Raw genomic sequence first — 17,181 nt, forward strand, 5'->3', positions numbered from 1 at the left:
TGCTGACCAGCAGGGGATGTCGCGGCGCAGCCGCGAGCCCTGAGGACAGCCTCGGACCGCTACCTGCACCCGCTGCAACCACAGCCGATCCAAACCAAACCCAGCCACCCACCTCGGCGGTCCGAGGCTGGCCTCACTGGGACACCGTTACGCAGGCGGCGGCGCTCGGGTGTCATGTCGGTGGAGGTGAGGACATCATCTAGCTGAGCTCGCAGCTCGGGGGCAAGCTCGCCGCCCTGCTCGGCGATGCCGAACGCCAGGGACAGCGCGGGAACGCTGCCGGAGTCCAGGCAAGCTTTGACGATCAGATCGCCGTCCGCCCGGGCGGCGCAGAGCAGGGTGGTCTCGAGCCACCAGGGGTCGTCGACTGCGTCGGCCAGGACCTGGACGAGACCGTTGACCCGGACGTAGCCGGCAGCCAGATACTCCTGAAAGGTGAGGTGAGCGAAGGAGTACCAGCCGCTTTCGCGTTCGATGAGAAGACCGTTGGAGCTGACGTCGGCGAGGAATCTCTCCTCGGTCAATTGGGTCGACACTCGCCGCAGCAACGGTTTGAGCTCCGTTATCAGGTCGGTCCGGGCCACGTCGCGGACTTGTTTCTGCATCATGACGAAGGCGAGGCGGCGAAGAAGCGCTTCCTTTTTGTCGCCGCTCAGTTCGATGGGGAGGTTCTTGGCTTCCTGGCGGCGGCTGAGCATGACCTGACAGATCTCGGCGTAGAGGTCGGTGCGGCTGCCGGGGAGGGCGCCGCGGAAGCGGTGGACGTTGGCGATCATGGTGAGGAGCAGGGGGTTGACCGTGAGGTCGTGGAGGGCGGGGTTGGTGTCAAGGCGTTTGAGCAGGTCGTCGGCGGCTTCGTTGGCGCGCAGGTGGACGTCAGGGCCGGCTTCGTTGGTGGCGTGTCGCTCGATTGCCAAGTACCAGCCGTGGACCAGGCGGGTGACCTGCTCGCCGGTGAAGCTGCGGACTTGGACCACGGTGGCGCCGTCGATGGGAGCGTCACGGTAACCCTGGGGCCGAGAGGTGATCACAAAGTCGTTGCGGGGGTATTGCCGGGTCTGGTCGGTGACCCATGCGGCGACCTTGGCGCGGTCCTCTTTCTTGGCCACTTCGTCGAGACCGTCAAGGAGGACGACGGCGTGGCCGGCGCGCAGATGCTGCTCGAACCAGCCAGGTGGTTCCGTGGTGCCCATTCGGCCGAGGGTGTCCACGACGAGCATTGGCAGGGTCACCTGGGGATTTGCGACGATCTTCGTAACGTGGTCACGGAGGTAGAGCAGCAACGGCACGGTGCGGCGGCCGCGGGGGTGGCGGCAGAGTGCGCGGGCGGTGTGGCGGAGGAGGGTGGTTTTGCCGCTGCCGGGGACGCCGACGACGGCGAGTACAGCTGGGTCTTCGTTGTCAAGGAAGTCGTTGAGGGAGTGGCGGTCGGTCACCTCGGCGGGGGTTTGGGTGAGGACGCCTTCGGGGATCTGGTGGGGGGCGCGGTAGGCGAGGCTGACGTCGACGAAGACTTCGTCGAGTTCGGGGGTGTAGAAGCCGATCGTGGCCAGGCCTTTGACGTCGATGCGGCGGAGGCTGCCGAGCATGTACTCGCGGTATTGGCGGCCGAACCGGGTCACCTTGCGGTGGACCGCACGGTCGATGATGTCGACGATCTCTGCGCGCCAGCGTTTCCACAGGATGGTGCCGCCGGCCAGGGATACGCCGCCGCCGGTAAGGGTCAGCCACAACGGAATGGTTGCCATCGACCACGATCCCTCGTCCGGGTGTCCTTGAAGGGTGCATCGAAGTACGCAGGGTACGCAGCACAATGCAGTGGACAATTTGCGGCCCGGGCCGTTGCTCGGCCTGGTGATCGGTGGATCGGGCTGGCCGTAGTATCCGATCATGATTAATCGGATGCTATGGTTTTCTGTGGTATCCGATGCGGCCGAGGCTGGGAGGCAGGCGTGGCCTGCGCTGCGGTGGGAGGCGCATCGATGGGTGCCGTCGATCTCCCGTGGCCTTGTGTCGCGCTCTGTCCGCGAGAGTCACCGGGGCTCGTACCGGGCTGCGGTGCCGCCTGCGATTGCCGGCTTCGCGCCGGTTCTGTCCTCGAGCGCGCTCGCGTTGGCGGATGAGGCGTCGATCGAGGTTGCTCGGTTCGACGGGGAGATGGGTGTCGAGATCGAGCCGTTCGAGGCGGTGCTGTTGAGGGCCGAGTCGGCGTCCTCATCGCAGATAGAGAACCTGACCTCGGGGGCGAAGGCGATCGCACTTGCCGAGTTGGGTGACCGGGAGAGGCGGAACGCGACCGAGATCGTGGCGAACGTGCGGGCGATGCGGGCTGCTATCGACCTTGCTGACCGGCTTGACGGGGACGCCATCTTGTCGATGCAGTCGGCTCTTCTCGCTGACGAGTATCCGGACCTGACCGGTCGGTGGCGCTCGCAGCAGGTGTGGATCGGTGGCAGCGGCTTTGGCCCACATCAGGCCACGTTCGTCCCACCGCACGCGGATCGGGTTGCCGCCGCCATGGCGGACCTTGTCGGTTTCATGCAGCGAAACGATATTCCTGTTCTGGTGCACGCGGCGCTCGCGCATGCCCAGTTCGAAACCATTCATCCGTTTCCGGATGGCAACGGGCGGACAGGCAGAGCGATCGTGCATGCGATGCTGCGGGCGAAGGGTCTCACCCGCAATGTGACGGTTCCGGTGTCCGCTGGGCTGCTGACCGATACGGAGGCCTATTTCGACGCGCTGACCGCATTTCGTGCGGGTGAACCCGACGCTATTGTCATGCGTTTCGCCGAGGCGTCGTTCTCGGCCGTGGTGAACGGTCGTCAACTAGTGTCTGATCTGCACGATGCGCGGGCTCGCTGGCAGACGGTGATCAGGGCTCGTCAGGACTCCGTGGCCTGGTCGCTGGTGGACCTGCTGCTTCGCCATCCGGTGATCGATGCCCCCACCGCCCAGCGTGAGCTCGGCGTCACCGCGGCCAACACACAGCGCGCCATCCGGCGGCTCGCTGATGCCGGCGTCATCACCGAGTTCACCGATCGCAAGCGCAATCGTCTATGGCAGTCGATAGAGATATTGTCCGCACTGGACGCCTTCGCCGCTCGAGCGGGGCGCCGCGGGCTGACCCGGTAAGGTCAGTCTTCTTCGTCATCGCGGGCGAGGTGGGTGGCCAGGCGGTCGATGGCGGTTTCGAACTCGGGGTGGAGGTCGACGAAGTCGCGGAGTTTCATCGCTAGCCAGGAGAAGGTGAACTCTTCCTGGCCGCGGCGGTCTTCGAGCTCTTCGATGCCTCGGTCGGTGTGGTACATGGAACGGCGCTCATCCCGTGTAGTTGGAGTGCGATGAAGGGGGCCTTCCTCGCACTGGGCGTGAGGAAGGCCCCCTTCATCGCACCTTGGCCTTACGTGAAGGCTTTATCGATGATTTGGCGTTGTTCGATTTCGTGGACTTTGGAGGAGCCGGCGGAGGGGGCGGACATCATGCGGCGGGACACGCGGGTGAGCCTCGGCATGTCGGGGAAGAGTTCGGGGAGGTGGAGGCCGTAGAAGGGCCAAGCGCCCTGGTTGGCCGGTTCTTCTTGGACCCAGCGGTAGTCGGCGGCGCCGGGGTAGCGGTCGAACACGGCTTGGAGGCGCTTCATGGGGACGGGGTAGAGCTGTTCGATGCGGACGATCGCAGTGTCGGTGGCGGCGATCTTTTCTCTTTCGGCGGCTAGTTCGTAGTAGAGCTTGCCGGAGACGAAGAGGACCTTGCGGATCGTCGTGGGGTCGGTGGCGGGGTCGTCGATCACCGATTCGAAGCGGGAGTCGGCGATGAAGTCCTCGACGTTGGACACCGCGGCTTTGTTGCGGAGCATGGATTTGGGGGTGAAGACGACCAGGGGGCGTTGGACGCCGTCGAGGGTGTGGCGGCGGAGGAGGTGGAAGTAGTTGGCCGGCGTGCTCGGCATGGCGACGGTCATGGAGCCTTCGGCGCAGAGTTGGAGCCAGCGTTCGATGCGGCCGGAGGTGTGGTCGGGGCCCTGGCCTTCATGGCCGTGCGGGAGCAGCATCGCGACGTCGGAGAGCTGGCCCCATTTGGCTTCGCTGGAGGAGATGTACTCGTCGATGACGGATTGGGCGCCGTTGACGAAGTCGCCGAACTGGGCTTCCCAGATGACCAGCGCGTCGGGGTTGGCGACGGAGTAGCCATATTCGAAGCCCAGGGCGGCGTATTCCGAGAGTGCCGAGTCGTAGACGAGGAAGCGGCCCTGCTCGGGGGCGAGGTTCTGGAGCGGCGTGTACTCCTTGCCGGTGTGCCGGTCGACGATCACCGCGTGCCGCTGGACGAACGTGCCGCGGCGGGAGTCCTGGCCGGACAGGCGGACCATGCGGCGTTCGACGAGGTTGAGTGAGCCGAACGCGAGCAACTCGGCGAAGGCCCAGTCGATGCCGCCTTCGCGGGCCATCTTGACCCGCCGCTCCAGCACCGGCTTGACCCTCGGATGCGGTGAGAAGCCCTCCGGCAGGTTGACGTGTGCGTCGGCGATCTTCTCCACGATCTCGCGGGTGATCGCGGTGTTGACCTTGGCCGGCACCTGCTGCTCGGCCTCGACCGACGGGGACGGCGCGGCGGCGTGCTTCTCCAGCTCGCGGACCTCGTTGAACACGTGCTCGAGCTGGGAGGAGAAGTCGCGCAGGGCCTTTTCGGCCTCGTCGAAAGAGATGTCGCCGCGGCCGATCAGGGCCTCGGTGTAGGTCTTCCGGACGCTGCGCTTGGTGTCGATGATGTCGTACATGCCGGGCTGGGTCATCGACGGGTCGTCGCCCTCGTTGTGGCCGCGGCGCCGGTAGCACACCATGTCGATCACGACGTCCTTGTTGAACGCCTGGCGGTAGTCCATGGCGAGCGCCGCCACCCAGTAGCACCCCTCGGGGTCGTCGCCGTTCACGTGGAACACCGGGGCCTGGATCATCTTCGCCACGTCGGTGGCGTACTGGCTCGACCGGGACGCCTCGGGTGCGGTGGTGAAGCCGACCTGGTTGTTGACGATCACGTGCACCGTGCCGCCGGTGCGGTATCCGCGCAGCAGGGCCAGGTTCAGCGTCTCGGCGACCACGCCCTGGCCGGCGAACGCGGCATCGCCGTGCATGGCGACCGGGAGCACCGAGTAGCCGGTGCCGCCCTTGTCCAGCAGGTCCTGCTTGGCCCGGACGATGCCCTCCAGCACCGGGTCCACGGTCTCCAGGTGCGACGGGTTGGCGGTGAGCGTCACCTTCGTCTCGCCGTCGCCGAACATCCGGAAGTACTTGCCCTCGGCGCCGAGGTGGTACTTCACGTCGCCGGAGCCGTGCGCCTGGCCGGGATCCAGGTTGCCCTCGAACTCCTGGAAGATCTGGGAGATCGGCTTGCCGACGATGTTCGCGAGCACGTTGAGCCGGCCGCGGTGCGGCATGCCGATGACGACCTCGTCCAGCTCGTACTCGGCGGCCTTGTCCAGAACCGTGTCCAGCAGCGGGATGACCGACTCGCCGCCCTCGAGCGAGAACCGCTTCTGGCCGACGTACTTCGTCTGCAGGAACGTCTCGAACGCCTCGGCCGCGTTCAGCTTGGACAGGATGTACTTCTGCACGGCCTGCGGCGGCTTCTCGTGCCGGACCTCGACCCGCTCCTGGATCCAGCGCCGCTCTGCCGGGTCGAGGATGTAGGTGTACTCGACGCCGACCGTGCGGCAGTAGGAGTCGCGGAGCACCCCGAGGACGTCGCGAAGCCTCATCCGGTCCTTGCCGGCGAACCCGCCGACCGGGAACTCGCGGTCGAGGTCCCACAGGGTGAGGCCGTGCGAGAGGACGTCGAGGTCCTCGTGCTTGCGCTGCCGGTAGTTCAGCGGGTCGGTGTCGGCCATGAGGTGGCCGCGGGTGCGGTAGGCGTCGACCAGCCCGATCACCCGGGTGGTCTTGTCGATCGCGCCCTCGGGGATGTCCTCGACCCAGCGCACCGGCTCGTACGGGATGCGGAGCGAGGTGAAGATGTTGTCGTAGAAGCCGTCCTCGCCGAGCATCAGCTGGTGGATGCGGCGGAGGAACTCACCGGACTCGGCGCCCTGGATGATCCGGTGGTCGTACGTGGAGGTCAGCGTGATGATCTTGCTGACCGCCAGGTCGGTGAGCGTCCGCTCGCTGGTGCCCTGGTACTGCGCGGGGTAGTCCATCGCGCCGACGCCGACGATCGCGCCCTGCCCGGGGGTGAACCGGGGGACCGAGTGGTTGGTGCCGATGGTGCCCGGGTTGGTCAGCGAGATCGTGGTGCCGGTGAAGTCGTCGGTGGTGAGCGCGCCGTTGCGGGCCTTGCGGATGATGTCCTCGTAGGCCTGCCAGAACTGGGTGAAGGTCATCCCCTCGCAGCCCTTGATCGACGCCACGACGAGGTTGCGCGAGCTGTCCTTGCCGGGCAGGTCGATGGCCAGGCCGAGGTTCACGTGCTCGGGCGTGACCAGCGTCGGCTTGCCGTTGACGACCGCGTAGTGCCGGTTCATGTTCGGGTACGTGTCCAGCGCGCGGATCACCGCGTAGCCGATCAGGTGCGTGAAGGAGACCTTGCCGCCGCGGGTGCGCCGCAGGTGGTTGTTGATCACGATGCGGTTGTCGCCGAGCAGCTTCGCCGGCACCGACCGGACGCTCGTCGCGGTCGGGATGGTCAGCGAGAGGTCCATGTTCTTGGCGATCACGGCACCCGCGCCGCGCATCGGCTTGACCTGGTCCCCCTCGGCGATCTTCACCGGGGCGGTCGGGATCGACGGCGGAGCGGCGGCCGGCGCCGGGCTCGCGGGGGCCGCCGGGCGGACCGTCGTGGCCGCGTTGACCTGGCCGTTGAGGGAGCTCTCCTCGGCCTGGGTCCGCGCCTTGGTGGTGGCCACGCCCTGACTCGCAGCCCGCGGTGTCGGCTTGTAGTCGGCGAAGAAGTCGTGCCATGCCGGGTCTACCGACGAGGGGTCCGCGAGGAACTGCTCGTACATCTCCTCGACGAGCCACTCGTTTGGGCCGAACTGTGAAGCGGGACTGCTGGTGGACACGGCTCCCTATCGCCTCTATCCCTGTCGAACTAGAACCTTGAGTGCTGCCTGACAGGCTAGTCCTCCACCCGAGTGGTTTGTGACACAACAGGCGGACGGTGTCCAACCTCATCCGGACTCGTCCCGTACCGCCAGAGGTGGGCGTACCGGCCGTCCGCGGCGAGCAGCTCGGTGTGGGTGCCGACCTCGACGATCTTGCCGGTGTCCAGGACGATGATCCGGTCCGCACGGGCCGCGGTGGCCAGGCGGTGCGCCACGACGAACGTGGTGCGCGGTCTTTTCCGGGGGCTCCGCCCCCGGACCCCCGACAGGGGCTCAGCCCCCGTACCCCCCTTTGACAACGTCTCGCTGGCCGCGAGCACCGCCGCCTCGGTGGCCGGATCCAGCGCGGCCGTGGCCTCGTCGAGCAGCAGCACGTCCGGGTCGACGAGGGCGGCGCGGGCCAAGCCGACGAGTTGGCGTTGGCCGGCGGACAGGCCTTGGCCGCGTTCACCGACCTGCTGGCGGAAGCCGTCGGGAAGGCTGGCCACCATGGGGAGGGCGCCGACCGTGCGGACGGCGGACTCGACGTCGGCCGGGGTGGGGGCGGGGCGGCCGTAGGCGACGTTGCTGGCGATGTCACCGGTGAAGAGGTGGGCTTCCTGGGGGACGACGCCGAGGCGTTGGCGGTAGCCGGAGAGGTCGTAATCGCGGAGGTCCACGCCGTCGACGAGGACGGCGCCGGTGGTGGGGTCGTAGAACCGGGCGATCAGTTTGACCACTGTGGACTTTCCGGCTCCGGTGGCGCCGACGAGGGCGACGGTTTCGCCGGGTTCGGCGCGCAGGGAGATGCCGTCCAGGGCGGGGGTGTCGGCGCCGGGGTAGGTGAAGGAGACGTTGCGCAGCTCGACGGCGCCGTCCAGCGCCGCCGGCACGGGAACCGGGTCGGGAGCGGGCTGGATGGAGGTGGGGGTGCGCAGGAGCTCGGAGATCCGGCGCAGGCCGACGCGGGCCTGCTGGTAGCCGTCGAACACGCCGGAGAGCTGCTGGACCGGGCCGAAGAACAGGCCGAGGTAGAGCAGGAAGGCAAGCAGCACGCCCGGGGTGAGGCCGCCGGAGGCCACCCGGTGCGCACCGGCGATCAGCACCGCGGCCTGTGCCAGGCCGGCGAGCATGGCGGCGAACGGGAAGTAGGTGGCGACGTAGCGCTGGGCGCGCAGCCGGGTCCGCCGGTAGGCGTCGCTGCGCTCGGCGAAGGCCCGGGCCGAGGCGTCCTCGCGGGTGAACGCCTGGGCGACGCGCAGGCCGGAGACGTTCTCCTGCATGTCCGCGTTCACCGCGCTGACCCGCTCGCGGGCCTCGGTGTAGGCCACTGTGGACAGTCGTTGGAAGATCACCGTGGCGACGATCAAAATGGGGAGCACGGCCAGGGCGACCAGGGCCAGCGAGGCGTCGGTGAGGAACAGCGCGGTGACCACCGCGACCACGGTGAGCAGGCTGGTCACCGCCGAGACCAGGCCGGTCTGCAGGAACGTGGACAGGGCGTCGACGTCCGTGGTCATCCGGGTCATGATCCGCCCGGCCATCTCCCGCTCGTAGTAGTCCAGGCCGAGCCGCTGCAGGTGCGCGTAGCTGCGCACGCGGAGCAGGTAGAGCAGGCGCTCGCCGACCCGCGCGGTGAGCACGGTGGTCAGCTTCACGTCCAGCCAGCCGAGCCCGACCAGGACCACGCCGACGCCGGTGGCCACGAACAGCGCGGAGGCGTTGCCGCTGACCACGCCCGCGTCGATGCCGCGGCGGAACAACGCGGGCAGGCCCATGGCCATCGCGGTGTCGGCGATGACCAGCAACCCCACGGTGATCATGCCGGCGCGGACCGGGCGGAGCAGCTTGCGCAGCCGGAACCCCGGGTCGGGCGCGGTCGGGTCCTCGCCGTTGAGGTCGGGCCGCTCGGTGGCCCGCGGCAGCGCGTTCACCTGCTCGAGCAGCTCCGGCGTGGGCGGAATGGCGCCGAGCATCCCGTCGCCACCCATCCCGCGGCCGCCGACGGTGGCCGCGGGTCGGCGGGCCGGAAGTTCAGTCTCCGCGGCATCCTGCGGCCAGAGCGCCGGTGTGATCCCGTCCGGTCCCGGCGCGAGGTCACCGGTGTCGCACCGGCTCACGTCCTCGATCGCCTCGCCCGGCCCGGCCAGCAGCGAGCGGTACAACTCGCAGCGCTCGGTGAGCTCGTCGTGGGTGCCGGTGTCCACCAGCAGGCCGCGGTCCAGCACGGCGATCCGGTCGGCCAGCGCCAAAGTCGAGCGGCGGTGCGCGATCAGCAGCGTGGTCCGGTCCCGGGTGACCGAGCGCAGCGTGTCGTGGATGGCCGCCTCGGTGGCCACGTCCACCGCCGAGGTGGCGTCGTCCAGCACCAGCACCCGGGGGTTGGACAGCAGCGCCCGGGCCAGGGCCACCCGCTGGCGCTGGCCGCCGGACAGGGTCAGCCCGCGCTCGCCCACCACCGTGTCGTACCCGTCGGTCAGCTCGGTCACGAACTCGTGCACCTGCGCGGCCTTCGCGGCGGCCAGCACCTCGGCGTCGGTGGCGTCCGGCCGGCCGTAGGCGACGTTCGCCCGGATCGTGTCGGAGAACAGGAACGCCTCCTCGAACACGACGCCGACGGTCCGGCGCAGCGAGGCGAGGCGCAGTTGGCGGAGGTCCACCCCGCCGATCCGGATGGCGCCGGCGTGCACGTCGTAGAAACGGGGTAACAGCAAGGAGACCGTGGACTTGCCGGACCCCGCGGTGCCGACCAGGGCGAGGGTTTCCCCCGGCCGGACGGAGATCGAGACGTCGGTGACGACCGGCTCGCTGCGGGTGTAGCCGAAGGTGACGTGGTCCAGGGTGACGTCGACCGGGCCCGCCGGCACGTCCACGGCGTCCGGTGCGTCGACCACGTCCGGCTGCGAGTCGATCAGCTCGTAGACGCGCTCCACACCGGCCCGGGCGAGCTGGCCGCTGACCAGCAGGCTGGACAGCAGCCGGGTGGGCCCGATCAGGTTCGCCACGTAGCTGGCGAAGGCCAGGAAGGTGCCCAGCGTGACCTGGCCGTGCAGGGCCATCCAGCCGCCCAGGGCGAGCACCGCGACCTGCCCGATGGCGGGCATGGCCACCATGGTCGCGGCGATCTTCGAGGTGAGCGCCGCGGCGCGCATCCGCTCGGCGAACAGTGTCCGCGCCGCCCGCTCCAGCCGGGCGACCTCGTGCCGCTCCTGCCCGAAGCCCTTCACCACGCGCACGCCGGTGACCGTCTCCTCGACGTGCTGGGCGAGGTCGGCGGCGCGCTGCTGGGCCGACCAGGTGGCCGGGAAGAGCGTGGTTCGGCTGCGTGCCGCCAGGATCGCGACCACCGGGGTGACCACCAGCGCGACCACGGTGAGCAGCGGGGACAGCCAGAGCATGGCGGCCAGCGCGGCCAGCGCGAACACCACCGTGCCGATGGCCAGCGGGACCATCATGAGCAGGCCCTGCACCAGCGTCAGGTCGGTGATCGAGCGGGACACCACCTGCCCGGTGCGCAGCGCATCCTGCTTCCCGCCGTCCAGCCGCTGCACCGCCCCGAACACGGCCTGCCGCAGATCATGCTGGACGTCCAGGGCCAACCTGCCGCCGATGTACCGGCGCACGAACGCGGTGCCGAAGGTGAGCAGCTCCATCGCCACCAGCCCGCCGACCAGCCAGCCCAGCGCGTCGGTGCGCCCGGCGACCGCGTCGTCCACCACGAACTTGACCAGGATCGGGCCGGCCGCCTGGAAGCCGACGCCGACGACGGCGGCGACCACGGACAGGACGACGACACGGGGATGGCGCCAGCAGGCGGCGCTGAGCCGCCGGATCCAGCCGCGCTGCGAAGGTTCGGGCACGTCGCCAGGTTATGCAAAACCGCCGACGGTTCGGTGGCGCGAACGTGGACGAGTCCGGACGAATGTGCCGTTCGCCCGGACCCTGTCGGGAGTGGTGGGCCGCCGGGCGGTGTTCGATCCGACTAGCAAGGGTAGGCCGGAGCTCTGCCCGAGCGGTCGGACCTAGCAACCAGTCCTGCCAATCCAGCCACCGACCCGAACACCGCACGGGCATGCTGGCCCACCGGGCCCAACCGGGCCAGCTGACGATCGCCGCACTATGGCAGCTGCGGCCGTCGTTGTGCAGAACGCGCTTTCCCTTTAGGCGCTGTGCCATTCGTACGGACGCGCCTCGTAGGGTCCTGGTCATGGATCAGGTGCGGGTGGGGTTCGTCGGGTTGGGGATCATCGCGGAGACCCATCTCGAGGTGCTCGCCGAGCTGCCAGACGTGTCGCTGGAGTTCACCGCGGACCCGAAGGTGGCGGAGCCGCGCGATTTCCGCGGCACGAGGCCTCCGCACTACCCCGGGCTTGGCGAGGCCCTCGACGCGCACCAGCCGGATCTGATCGTGATCGCGACACCGACGAGCACCCATGCCGGTCTGGCCGAGCAGGCCCTCACCCGGTCGACCGCGCGGGTGCTGGTGGAGAAGCCGATCGTGGACGACCGGGGCTCGCTGGACCGGCTGCGGGCGCTGGCCGGCGTGGACGGGCGGGTGTTCGTCGCGCACCACTTCGCGTTCTCGCCCGAGGTGCGCTGGGTCGCCGAGCAGCTCGCCGGGCATCCCGAGTGGGGCCCGGTCACGGATATCACGTCGGCGTTCTACGACCCGTACATCCTTCGCGGCGAGCAGGCGTTCGCCTCGTACACGTCGAGCTGGACGGACTCCGGGGTGAACCAGCTCAGCGTGCTCGCCCGGGTGGTCGACCTCGTCGAGCGCACCTCGGCGCAGGACCTGGACGGCGGGGCGAGCGGCTGGGCCACGTTCACGTTCCGCTCCGGTGACGCCACCGGCACGGCCCGGTTGCGCACCAGCTGGCTCACCGGTGCCAGCAGCAAGGAGACCGTGCTCACCTGCGGCCGGACCGGGGTGGAGATCTGGATCGACCACACCGCCATGACCGGGTTCGCGGTCCGGGGCAGCACGTTGCTCGCCACCCACGGCAACGACGGCCGGACCCCGCGGAAGGTCGCGCACTACCGGCCGCTGTACCAGAGCCTGCTGTCCGGCCAGCCGGATCCGGTGCTCGCGTTCGGGACCGCCGCGGCGATCACCGAGCTGCACGGGGTTACGTGATGTCGCGGCGCTGGTTGCGGGCGACGCCGGTGACGAAGAAGAGCATGGTCCAGGCGACGAAGATCAGGCCGCTGATCCAGAGTGCGAAGGCGCCGGGGGCACCGGTCAGCGCGCGGAGGAACTGCTCGAAGCCGTCCCTGACGTCGTCCGGGATGGGCCGGCCGGGCGCGATCTGCTGCAGCTGGTCGAGCAGCAGGAGGGACGCGGTCGATCCGGTGAGGCCGTTGGCCGAGCCGTTCGGCATGAATCCGGCCACGTGCGAGCCGTTGGTGACACCGGTGAGGATGATCTCGCTGAGCGGCCCGACGACCAGCGCGTAGATCAGCAGCAGCACCAGCGTGCCGACCGGCGAGCCGAGCAGCGCGCCGACGCCCATGCCGAGCAGCGTCCACAGCAGGCAGGCCAGGATTCCGGAGAGCAGGATCAGGATCCAGTCGCCCGCCTCGGGCAGGTACTTGCTGTCCGACCCGATCAGGACGCCGATGCTCGCGGCGCCGGCGACCACCGCGCCGTACAGCAGTCCCCACAACACGTAGGTGACCGCCTTGGCGCCCAGCAGGGACGGCCGGTTCGGCGCGGTGAGGAAGCTGGTGGTGATGGTCTTCCGGCTGATCTCGCTGGCCAGGGCGAGCGCCCCGAACACCATCGGGAAGACGGTCGCGATGTTCATGCTCCTGGTCAGCGCGATCGACGACCAGGACAGCGCGTCGAAGTGGATGTCCAGGTCGGTGAAGATCTCCTCGTCGGCGGCGTCGTTGATGAAGCCGGTGAGGAGCGCGGACACCCCCCACGCCCAGCCGAGCGCGAGCAGCACCGCCGGGATGAGCAGCGCCCACCACAGCCTGGTGGTGAGAATCTTGCGGAACTCCGCCTTGACCAGCCGGCCCATCAGCCGTTACCTCCCCATCCGCCCGGACCGGGCTGCTGGTATCCCTGCGGTGGTGTCTGCTGTGGCTGCGGCCCGGTCTGCGGCGACCAGCCGCCGGGCGGCGTTCCGGGTGGTCCGGCCGGCACCGCGTAGCCCTGCTGCTGTTGCGGGTATCCGCCGTATCCCGGCGGGGGTTGGCCGTAGCCGGGCGGCGGCACCGGCGGCAGCTGCCCGTACGCCACCTGCTGCGGCGCGGCGAACTGGCCGCTGGTCATGCGGAAGAACAGCTGCTCGAGGTCGGCCCGCTCCTCCTGGACGCCGTACAGCGCGACACCGGCCTGCGCCGCCACGTCGCCGATCTGCTGCACGGTCGCGTTGCTCACCGCGATCTTGCCGTCCTGGGTCGGCTGGATCCCGGAGATCCCGGCCTCCTGCAGCGCGGTGATGAGCTTGTTCGGGTCGGCCGGTTGGACGATCACCCGGGTCTGCACCGACTTGCGCAGCTCCTCCAGCGGGCCGTAGTACATGGTCTGCCCGCGGCTGATGATCACGACCTGGTCGATGGTCTGCTCGACCTCGGCCAGCAGGTGGCTGGAGATCAGCACGGTGCGGCCGCTGCCGGCGAACGCCTTGAGGAACGTGCGCAGCCAGGCGATGCCCTCCGGGTCGAGGCCGTTGGCCGGCTCGTCCAGCACCAGCACCTGCGGGTCGCCGAGCAGCGCCGTGGCCAGCGCCAGCCGCTGCTTCATGCCCAGCGAGAACCCGCCGGCACCGCGGTCGGCCGCGGTGCCCAGGCCCACCAGGCCGAGCACCTCCTCGGCGCGCTGGTCCGGCAGGCCCATCGCCGCGGCGTAGACCCGGAGGTGGTTGCGCGCGGTGCGGCTGGGGTGGAAGCCCTGCGCCTCGAGCACGGCGCCGACGATCCGGCCCGGGTTGCCGAGCTGGTTGAACGGCTGGCCGTTGATCGTCGAGTAACCCGCGGTCGGGTTGACCAGACCGAGCAGCATGCGCAGCGTGGTGGTCTTGCCGGCGCCGTTGGGCCCGAGGAAGCCGGTCACCGAGCCGGGCTCCACGTGGAAACTGAGGTTCTGCACCGCAGCGACCTGACCGAAGTTCTTGGTCAGGTTCTGCACCACGATGCGACCGCTACCGTCGTGCACGGGGTCCCCTCCTGGTCGCCGGCATGTCGTGGCCGCCATCTTGCCGTACGCCGATGAACGGATGTGGCCCGATGCCCGAATTGGTTAGGGGCGGCGGCGCGGGGCGGGGAGGCCGGCGCGAATCGGGGGAATCCGGGAGGTGATCTCGGCCGGGGTTTCGGTGAGCTCGCCGGCGGCGCGGCGGGCGGCGATGGTGCGGCTGATGCGGCTGAACGGGTTGCGCAGCGGGCGGGTGCGCTTGCCGTGCGGCAGGCCCTCGCCGATCAGTTGCTGGTGCGCCATCCGCCAGATCTGGCACGGCCAGCGGCCGCGTGTCCCGGTTGGACACGCCAGGCAGCGGCCCTCCTGGTCGCGCCGGTGCACGGTGAGCAGCAGCCGCCAGCCGTCGGCGAGACGGTTGATCTCCGTGCGGGCCAAGGGAAGCAGCGTGTTCGGGTCGGCGTCGCCGGCCGCCTGGTCGAGCAGGTCGAGGCGGCGCAGCACCGCGTCGCGGACCGTGTCGTGGGGTGCCTGCATGATGCTCAGCTCACCCGCCGTTCGGCGGTGCGGCCGGCCGCCTGGTCCAGGATGTTGTTCAGCCAACGGGTCTGCTGTGCGTTCAACACGGCCGCCGCGCCCGGCGGGGGAACTACGAGCACCCGGTCACCCTCCACGAAAATCGTCAGCGCGCGATCCCGGCCGAACGGATCATGACATCGTATGGACCAGCGAGGTTCCGTCACTGACCCGACATCGGCCGGCACTCCGGATGACCATAGTGCCTCACGCCGATTTCACCCAGTTGCCGGGTTTCTCACCCGATCGAGTCTATTTCCCGTGGAGAAGTAAACACGACTCGCCCACCCCCAATTGCAGCGCCGTTCGTCCTTGCGGCATACGATGTAGCTGGCGGCCCGCTCCCAGTGACCCCCAGGCTGGTTGAGCGGGCCGCCCCGTACGCGGACCTTTGTCCGCGGAGGGCGCGGACCGTGGTCCGGGGCGATGTCTTCTGGGGGCCAAGCCCCCAGACCCCCGGCCGGAGGGGCTTCGCCCCCCGGACCCCCCAACGGTTGTCGGTTCAGCGCAGGGCGTCAGCTATGTCTACATGGGGCAGGTTGTGCGCGGTTGCGACCGGTTGGTTGGTGAGGGAGCCGGCGTGGGTGTTGAGGCCTGGGGCGAGGGTTGGGTCGGTGGTCAGGGCGGCGTGCCAGCCCTTGTCCGCCAAGGAGATCGCGTAGGGGAGGGTGACATTGGTGAGGGCGTAGGTGGAGGTGCGGGGGACGGCGCCGGGCATGTTGGCGACGCAGTAGAACACCGTGTCGTGGACCTCGAAGGTGGGGTCGGCGTGGGTGGTGGGGCGGGAGTCGGCGAAGCAGCCGCCCTGGTCGATGGCGATGTCGACGAGGACCGCGCCGGGCTTCATGTCGCGGACGAGGTCGTTGGACACGAGCTTGGGTGCCTTGGCTCCGGGGACGAGCACCGCGCCGATGACCAGATCGGCGTCGCGGACGGCCTGGTCGATGGCGTAGCGGTTGGAGGTGACCGTGCGGAGCTGGCCGCGGTAGGTGGTGTCGAGGTGGCGCAGGCGGTCCACATTGGTGTCGAGGACCTGGACGTCGGCACCCATGCCGAGGGCGATGGTGGCGGCGTTGAGGCCGGCGACGCCGCCGCCGATGACCACGACGCGGGCCGGGTGGACGCCGGGGACGCCGCCGGGCAGGACGCCGCGGCCGCCGGAGGGGCGCATCAGGGCGTACGCACCGACCTGGGGGGCGAGCCGGCCGGCGACCTCGGACATGGGGGCCAGCAAGGGAAGCGCGCCGGTGGACGTTTGCACGGTCTCGTAGGCGATCGCGGTGGTGCCGGCGGCGAGCAGGGCCTTGGTCAGGGCCTCGTCGGCGGCGAGGTGGAGGTAGGTGAAGAGGACCTGGTCGCGGCGCAGGAGGCCGTACTCGTCGGCGATGGGTTCCTTGACCTTGAGCACCAGCTCGCCCTCGGTCCAGGTCTCCTCGGCGGAGGCGAGGATCTTGGCGCCGGCGCCGAGGTACTCCTCGTCGGTGATCGCCGAGCCCAGGCCGGCGCCGGCCTCGACGAACACGTCGTGGCCGTGGGCGGTGAGCTCGTGCACGCCCGCGGGGGTCAGCGCCACACGGTACTCGTGGTTCTTGATCTCGCGCGGAACGGCGATCTTCACGGCGTTTCTCCCCGGTGGCCGGTGGCTGTTGCCACCACGGTGGGGCAGCGCAGGGTGACTGTCATCGTGGCCACGGCACGAGTATGACCGGCTTGCGTTGTGTCCGCAGCACAACGGGGCTGGTCAGGTCCAACGCAGCGTGGCCAGCTGCACCATGAGCGCCAGGCGCACGTCCGCATCCTCGAAGTCGGCGCCGGCCAGCTCGGTGATCCGGGAAAGCCGGTACCGCAACGTGTTCGGGTGGATCCGCAGGGCCCGGCTGGCCGCGCGCGGGTCGCCGGCGTGCCGCAACCACTGGTAGAGCGTGTCGACGTAGCAGGTGCCGGACTCCTCGTCGTGCGCGCGGAGCCGGGGCAGCGGGCCCAGGTCGGTCGCGCCGGCGCCCGCGGCCGCGACCGCGGCCCGGTGCAGCACGACGGTCGTCCAGGCCTGCTCGTGGCTCAGCACCGGCCCGGTCGCCAGGCCCGCGCGCAGCAGGCCGAGCGTCTCGTCGGCCAGCGCGCGGGACTCGACCAGGTTGGCCAGCGGCACCGCCGGACCGGCCGCGACCAGCGGTGTGCCGCCCTTTCCGGCGGACAATGCCACCCGGAGCGCGGGCCAGCCGCCGTCGCCGTCCCGGTCCGGCACCACCGCGTACAGCACGTCGTGCAGCTCGGTGATCGCCGGGCGGCGGCCGATGCCCCCGGTGATCCGCTCCCAGAGCGCCAGCCGCAGCCCCTCGGCGCCCATCTCGTCGCGCTTGGTGGGGGGGGGGGGGGGGGGGGGGGG

The 17,181-nt window shown here is 69.7% G+C and carries 10 protein-coding genes and 2 pseudogenes; 2 read left to right on the top strand and 10 right to left on the bottom strand.

Features of this window, described 5'->3' with window-relative positions; translation table 11 throughout:
* Window positions 1-59: 59 nt before the first annotated feature.
* Complete coding sequence (locus VGR06_RS42430; RefSeq protein WP_327564926.1) at window positions 60-1,748, bottom strand: NACHT domain-containing protein; 1,689 nt, start codon at window positions 1,746-1,748, stop codon at window positions 60-62.
* Window positions 1,749-1,890: 142 nt separating this feature from the next.
* Between VGR06_RS42430 and VGR06_RS42435 the strand changes: the two genes are divergently transcribed.
* Window positions 1,891-3,135, top strand: a complete 1,245-nt coding sequence (locus VGR06_RS42435; RefSeq protein WP_327564927.1) for a Fic family protein — start codon at window positions 1,891-1,893, stop codon at window positions 3,133-3,135.
* A 2-nt stretch (window positions 3,136-3,137) separates the two neighbouring features.
* Here VGR06_RS42435 and VGR06_RS42440 read toward each other — a convergent pair whose 3' ends face one another.
* The 4 genes and pseudogenes from VGR06_RS42440 to VGR06_RS42450 form a co-directional block, all read right to left on the bottom strand.
* A complete protein-coding gene (locus tag VGR06_RS42440; protein WP_327564928.1) occupies window positions 3,138-3,311 on the bottom strand; it encodes a DUF6104 family protein in 174 nt (57 codons plus the stop codon).
* A gap of 92 nt (window positions 3,312-3,403) precedes the next feature.
* On the bottom strand, window positions 3,404-7,054 hold the full coding sequence (locus VGR06_RS42445; protein WP_327564929.1) for a multifunctional oxoglutarate decarboxylase/oxoglutarate dehydrogenase thiamine pyrophosphate-binding subunit/dihydrolipoyllysine-residue succinyltransferase subunit: 3,651 nt from the start codon (window positions 7,052-7,054) through the stop codon (window positions 3,404-3,406).
* Window positions 7,055-7,110: 56 nt separating this feature from the next.
* Window positions 7,111-7,323, bottom strand: a pseudogene (locus VGR06_RS44225) (hypothetical protein); the annotation flags it as partial.
* A gap of 180 nt (window positions 7,324-7,503) precedes the next feature.
* A pseudogene (locus VGR06_RS42450) lies at window positions 7,504-10,935 on the bottom strand (ABC transporter ATP-binding protein); the annotation flags it as partial.
* Between the two features lie 347 nt (window positions 10,936-11,282).
* Between VGR06_RS42450 and VGR06_RS42455 the strand changes: the two are divergent.
* Complete coding sequence (locus VGR06_RS42455; RefSeq protein ID WP_327564931.1) at window positions 11,283-12,212, top strand: Gfo/Idh/MocA family protein; 930 nt, start codon at window positions 11,283-11,285, stop codon at window positions 12,210-12,212.
* Here the strand turns inward: VGR06_RS42455 and VGR06_RS42460 are convergent.
* From VGR06_RS42460 to VGR06_RS42480, 5 genes are all read right to left on the bottom strand, one after another.
* Window positions 12,205-13,101 carry a hypothetical protein gene (locus VGR06_RS42460; protein ID WP_327564932.1) on the bottom strand — a complete coding sequence of 299 codons (897 nt, stop codon included), beginning with the start codon at window positions 13,099-13,101 and terminating at the stop codon, window positions 12,205-12,207. The two genes, VGR06_RS42455 and VGR06_RS42460, sit on opposite strands and share 8 nt — an antisense overlap.
* Window positions 13,101-14,240, bottom strand: a complete 1,140-nt coding sequence (locus VGR06_RS42465; protein WP_327564933.1) for an ABC transporter ATP-binding protein — start codon at window positions 14,238-14,240, stop codon at window positions 13,101-13,103. The genes VGR06_RS42460 and VGR06_RS42465 overlap by 1 nt, the downstream gene beginning before the upstream one ends.
* Before the next feature lie 84 nt (window positions 14,241-14,324).
* On the bottom strand, window positions 14,325-14,756 hold the full coding sequence (locus tag VGR06_RS42470; RefSeq protein WP_327564934.1) for a hypothetical protein: 432 nt from the start codon (window positions 14,754-14,756) through the stop codon (window positions 14,325-14,327).
* 541 nt (window positions 14,757-15,297) lie between these two features.
* Window positions 15,298-16,413, bottom strand: a complete 1,116-nt coding sequence (ald, locus tag VGR06_RS42475) for an alanine dehydrogenase (protein ID WP_327564935.1) — start codon at window positions 16,411-16,413, stop codon at window positions 15,298-15,300.
* A 123-nt stretch (window positions 16,414-16,536) separates the two neighbouring features.
* On the bottom strand, window positions 16,537-17,181 hold a 645-nt coding region (locus VGR06_RS42480; protein ID WP_327564936.1), incomplete at its 5' end, for a helix-turn-helix domain-containing protein.

This window comes from Actinophytocola sp. (assembly GCF_036002505.1).
GTDB lineage: Bacteria > Actinomycetota > Actinomycetes > Mycobacteriales > Pseudonocardiaceae > DASYTH01.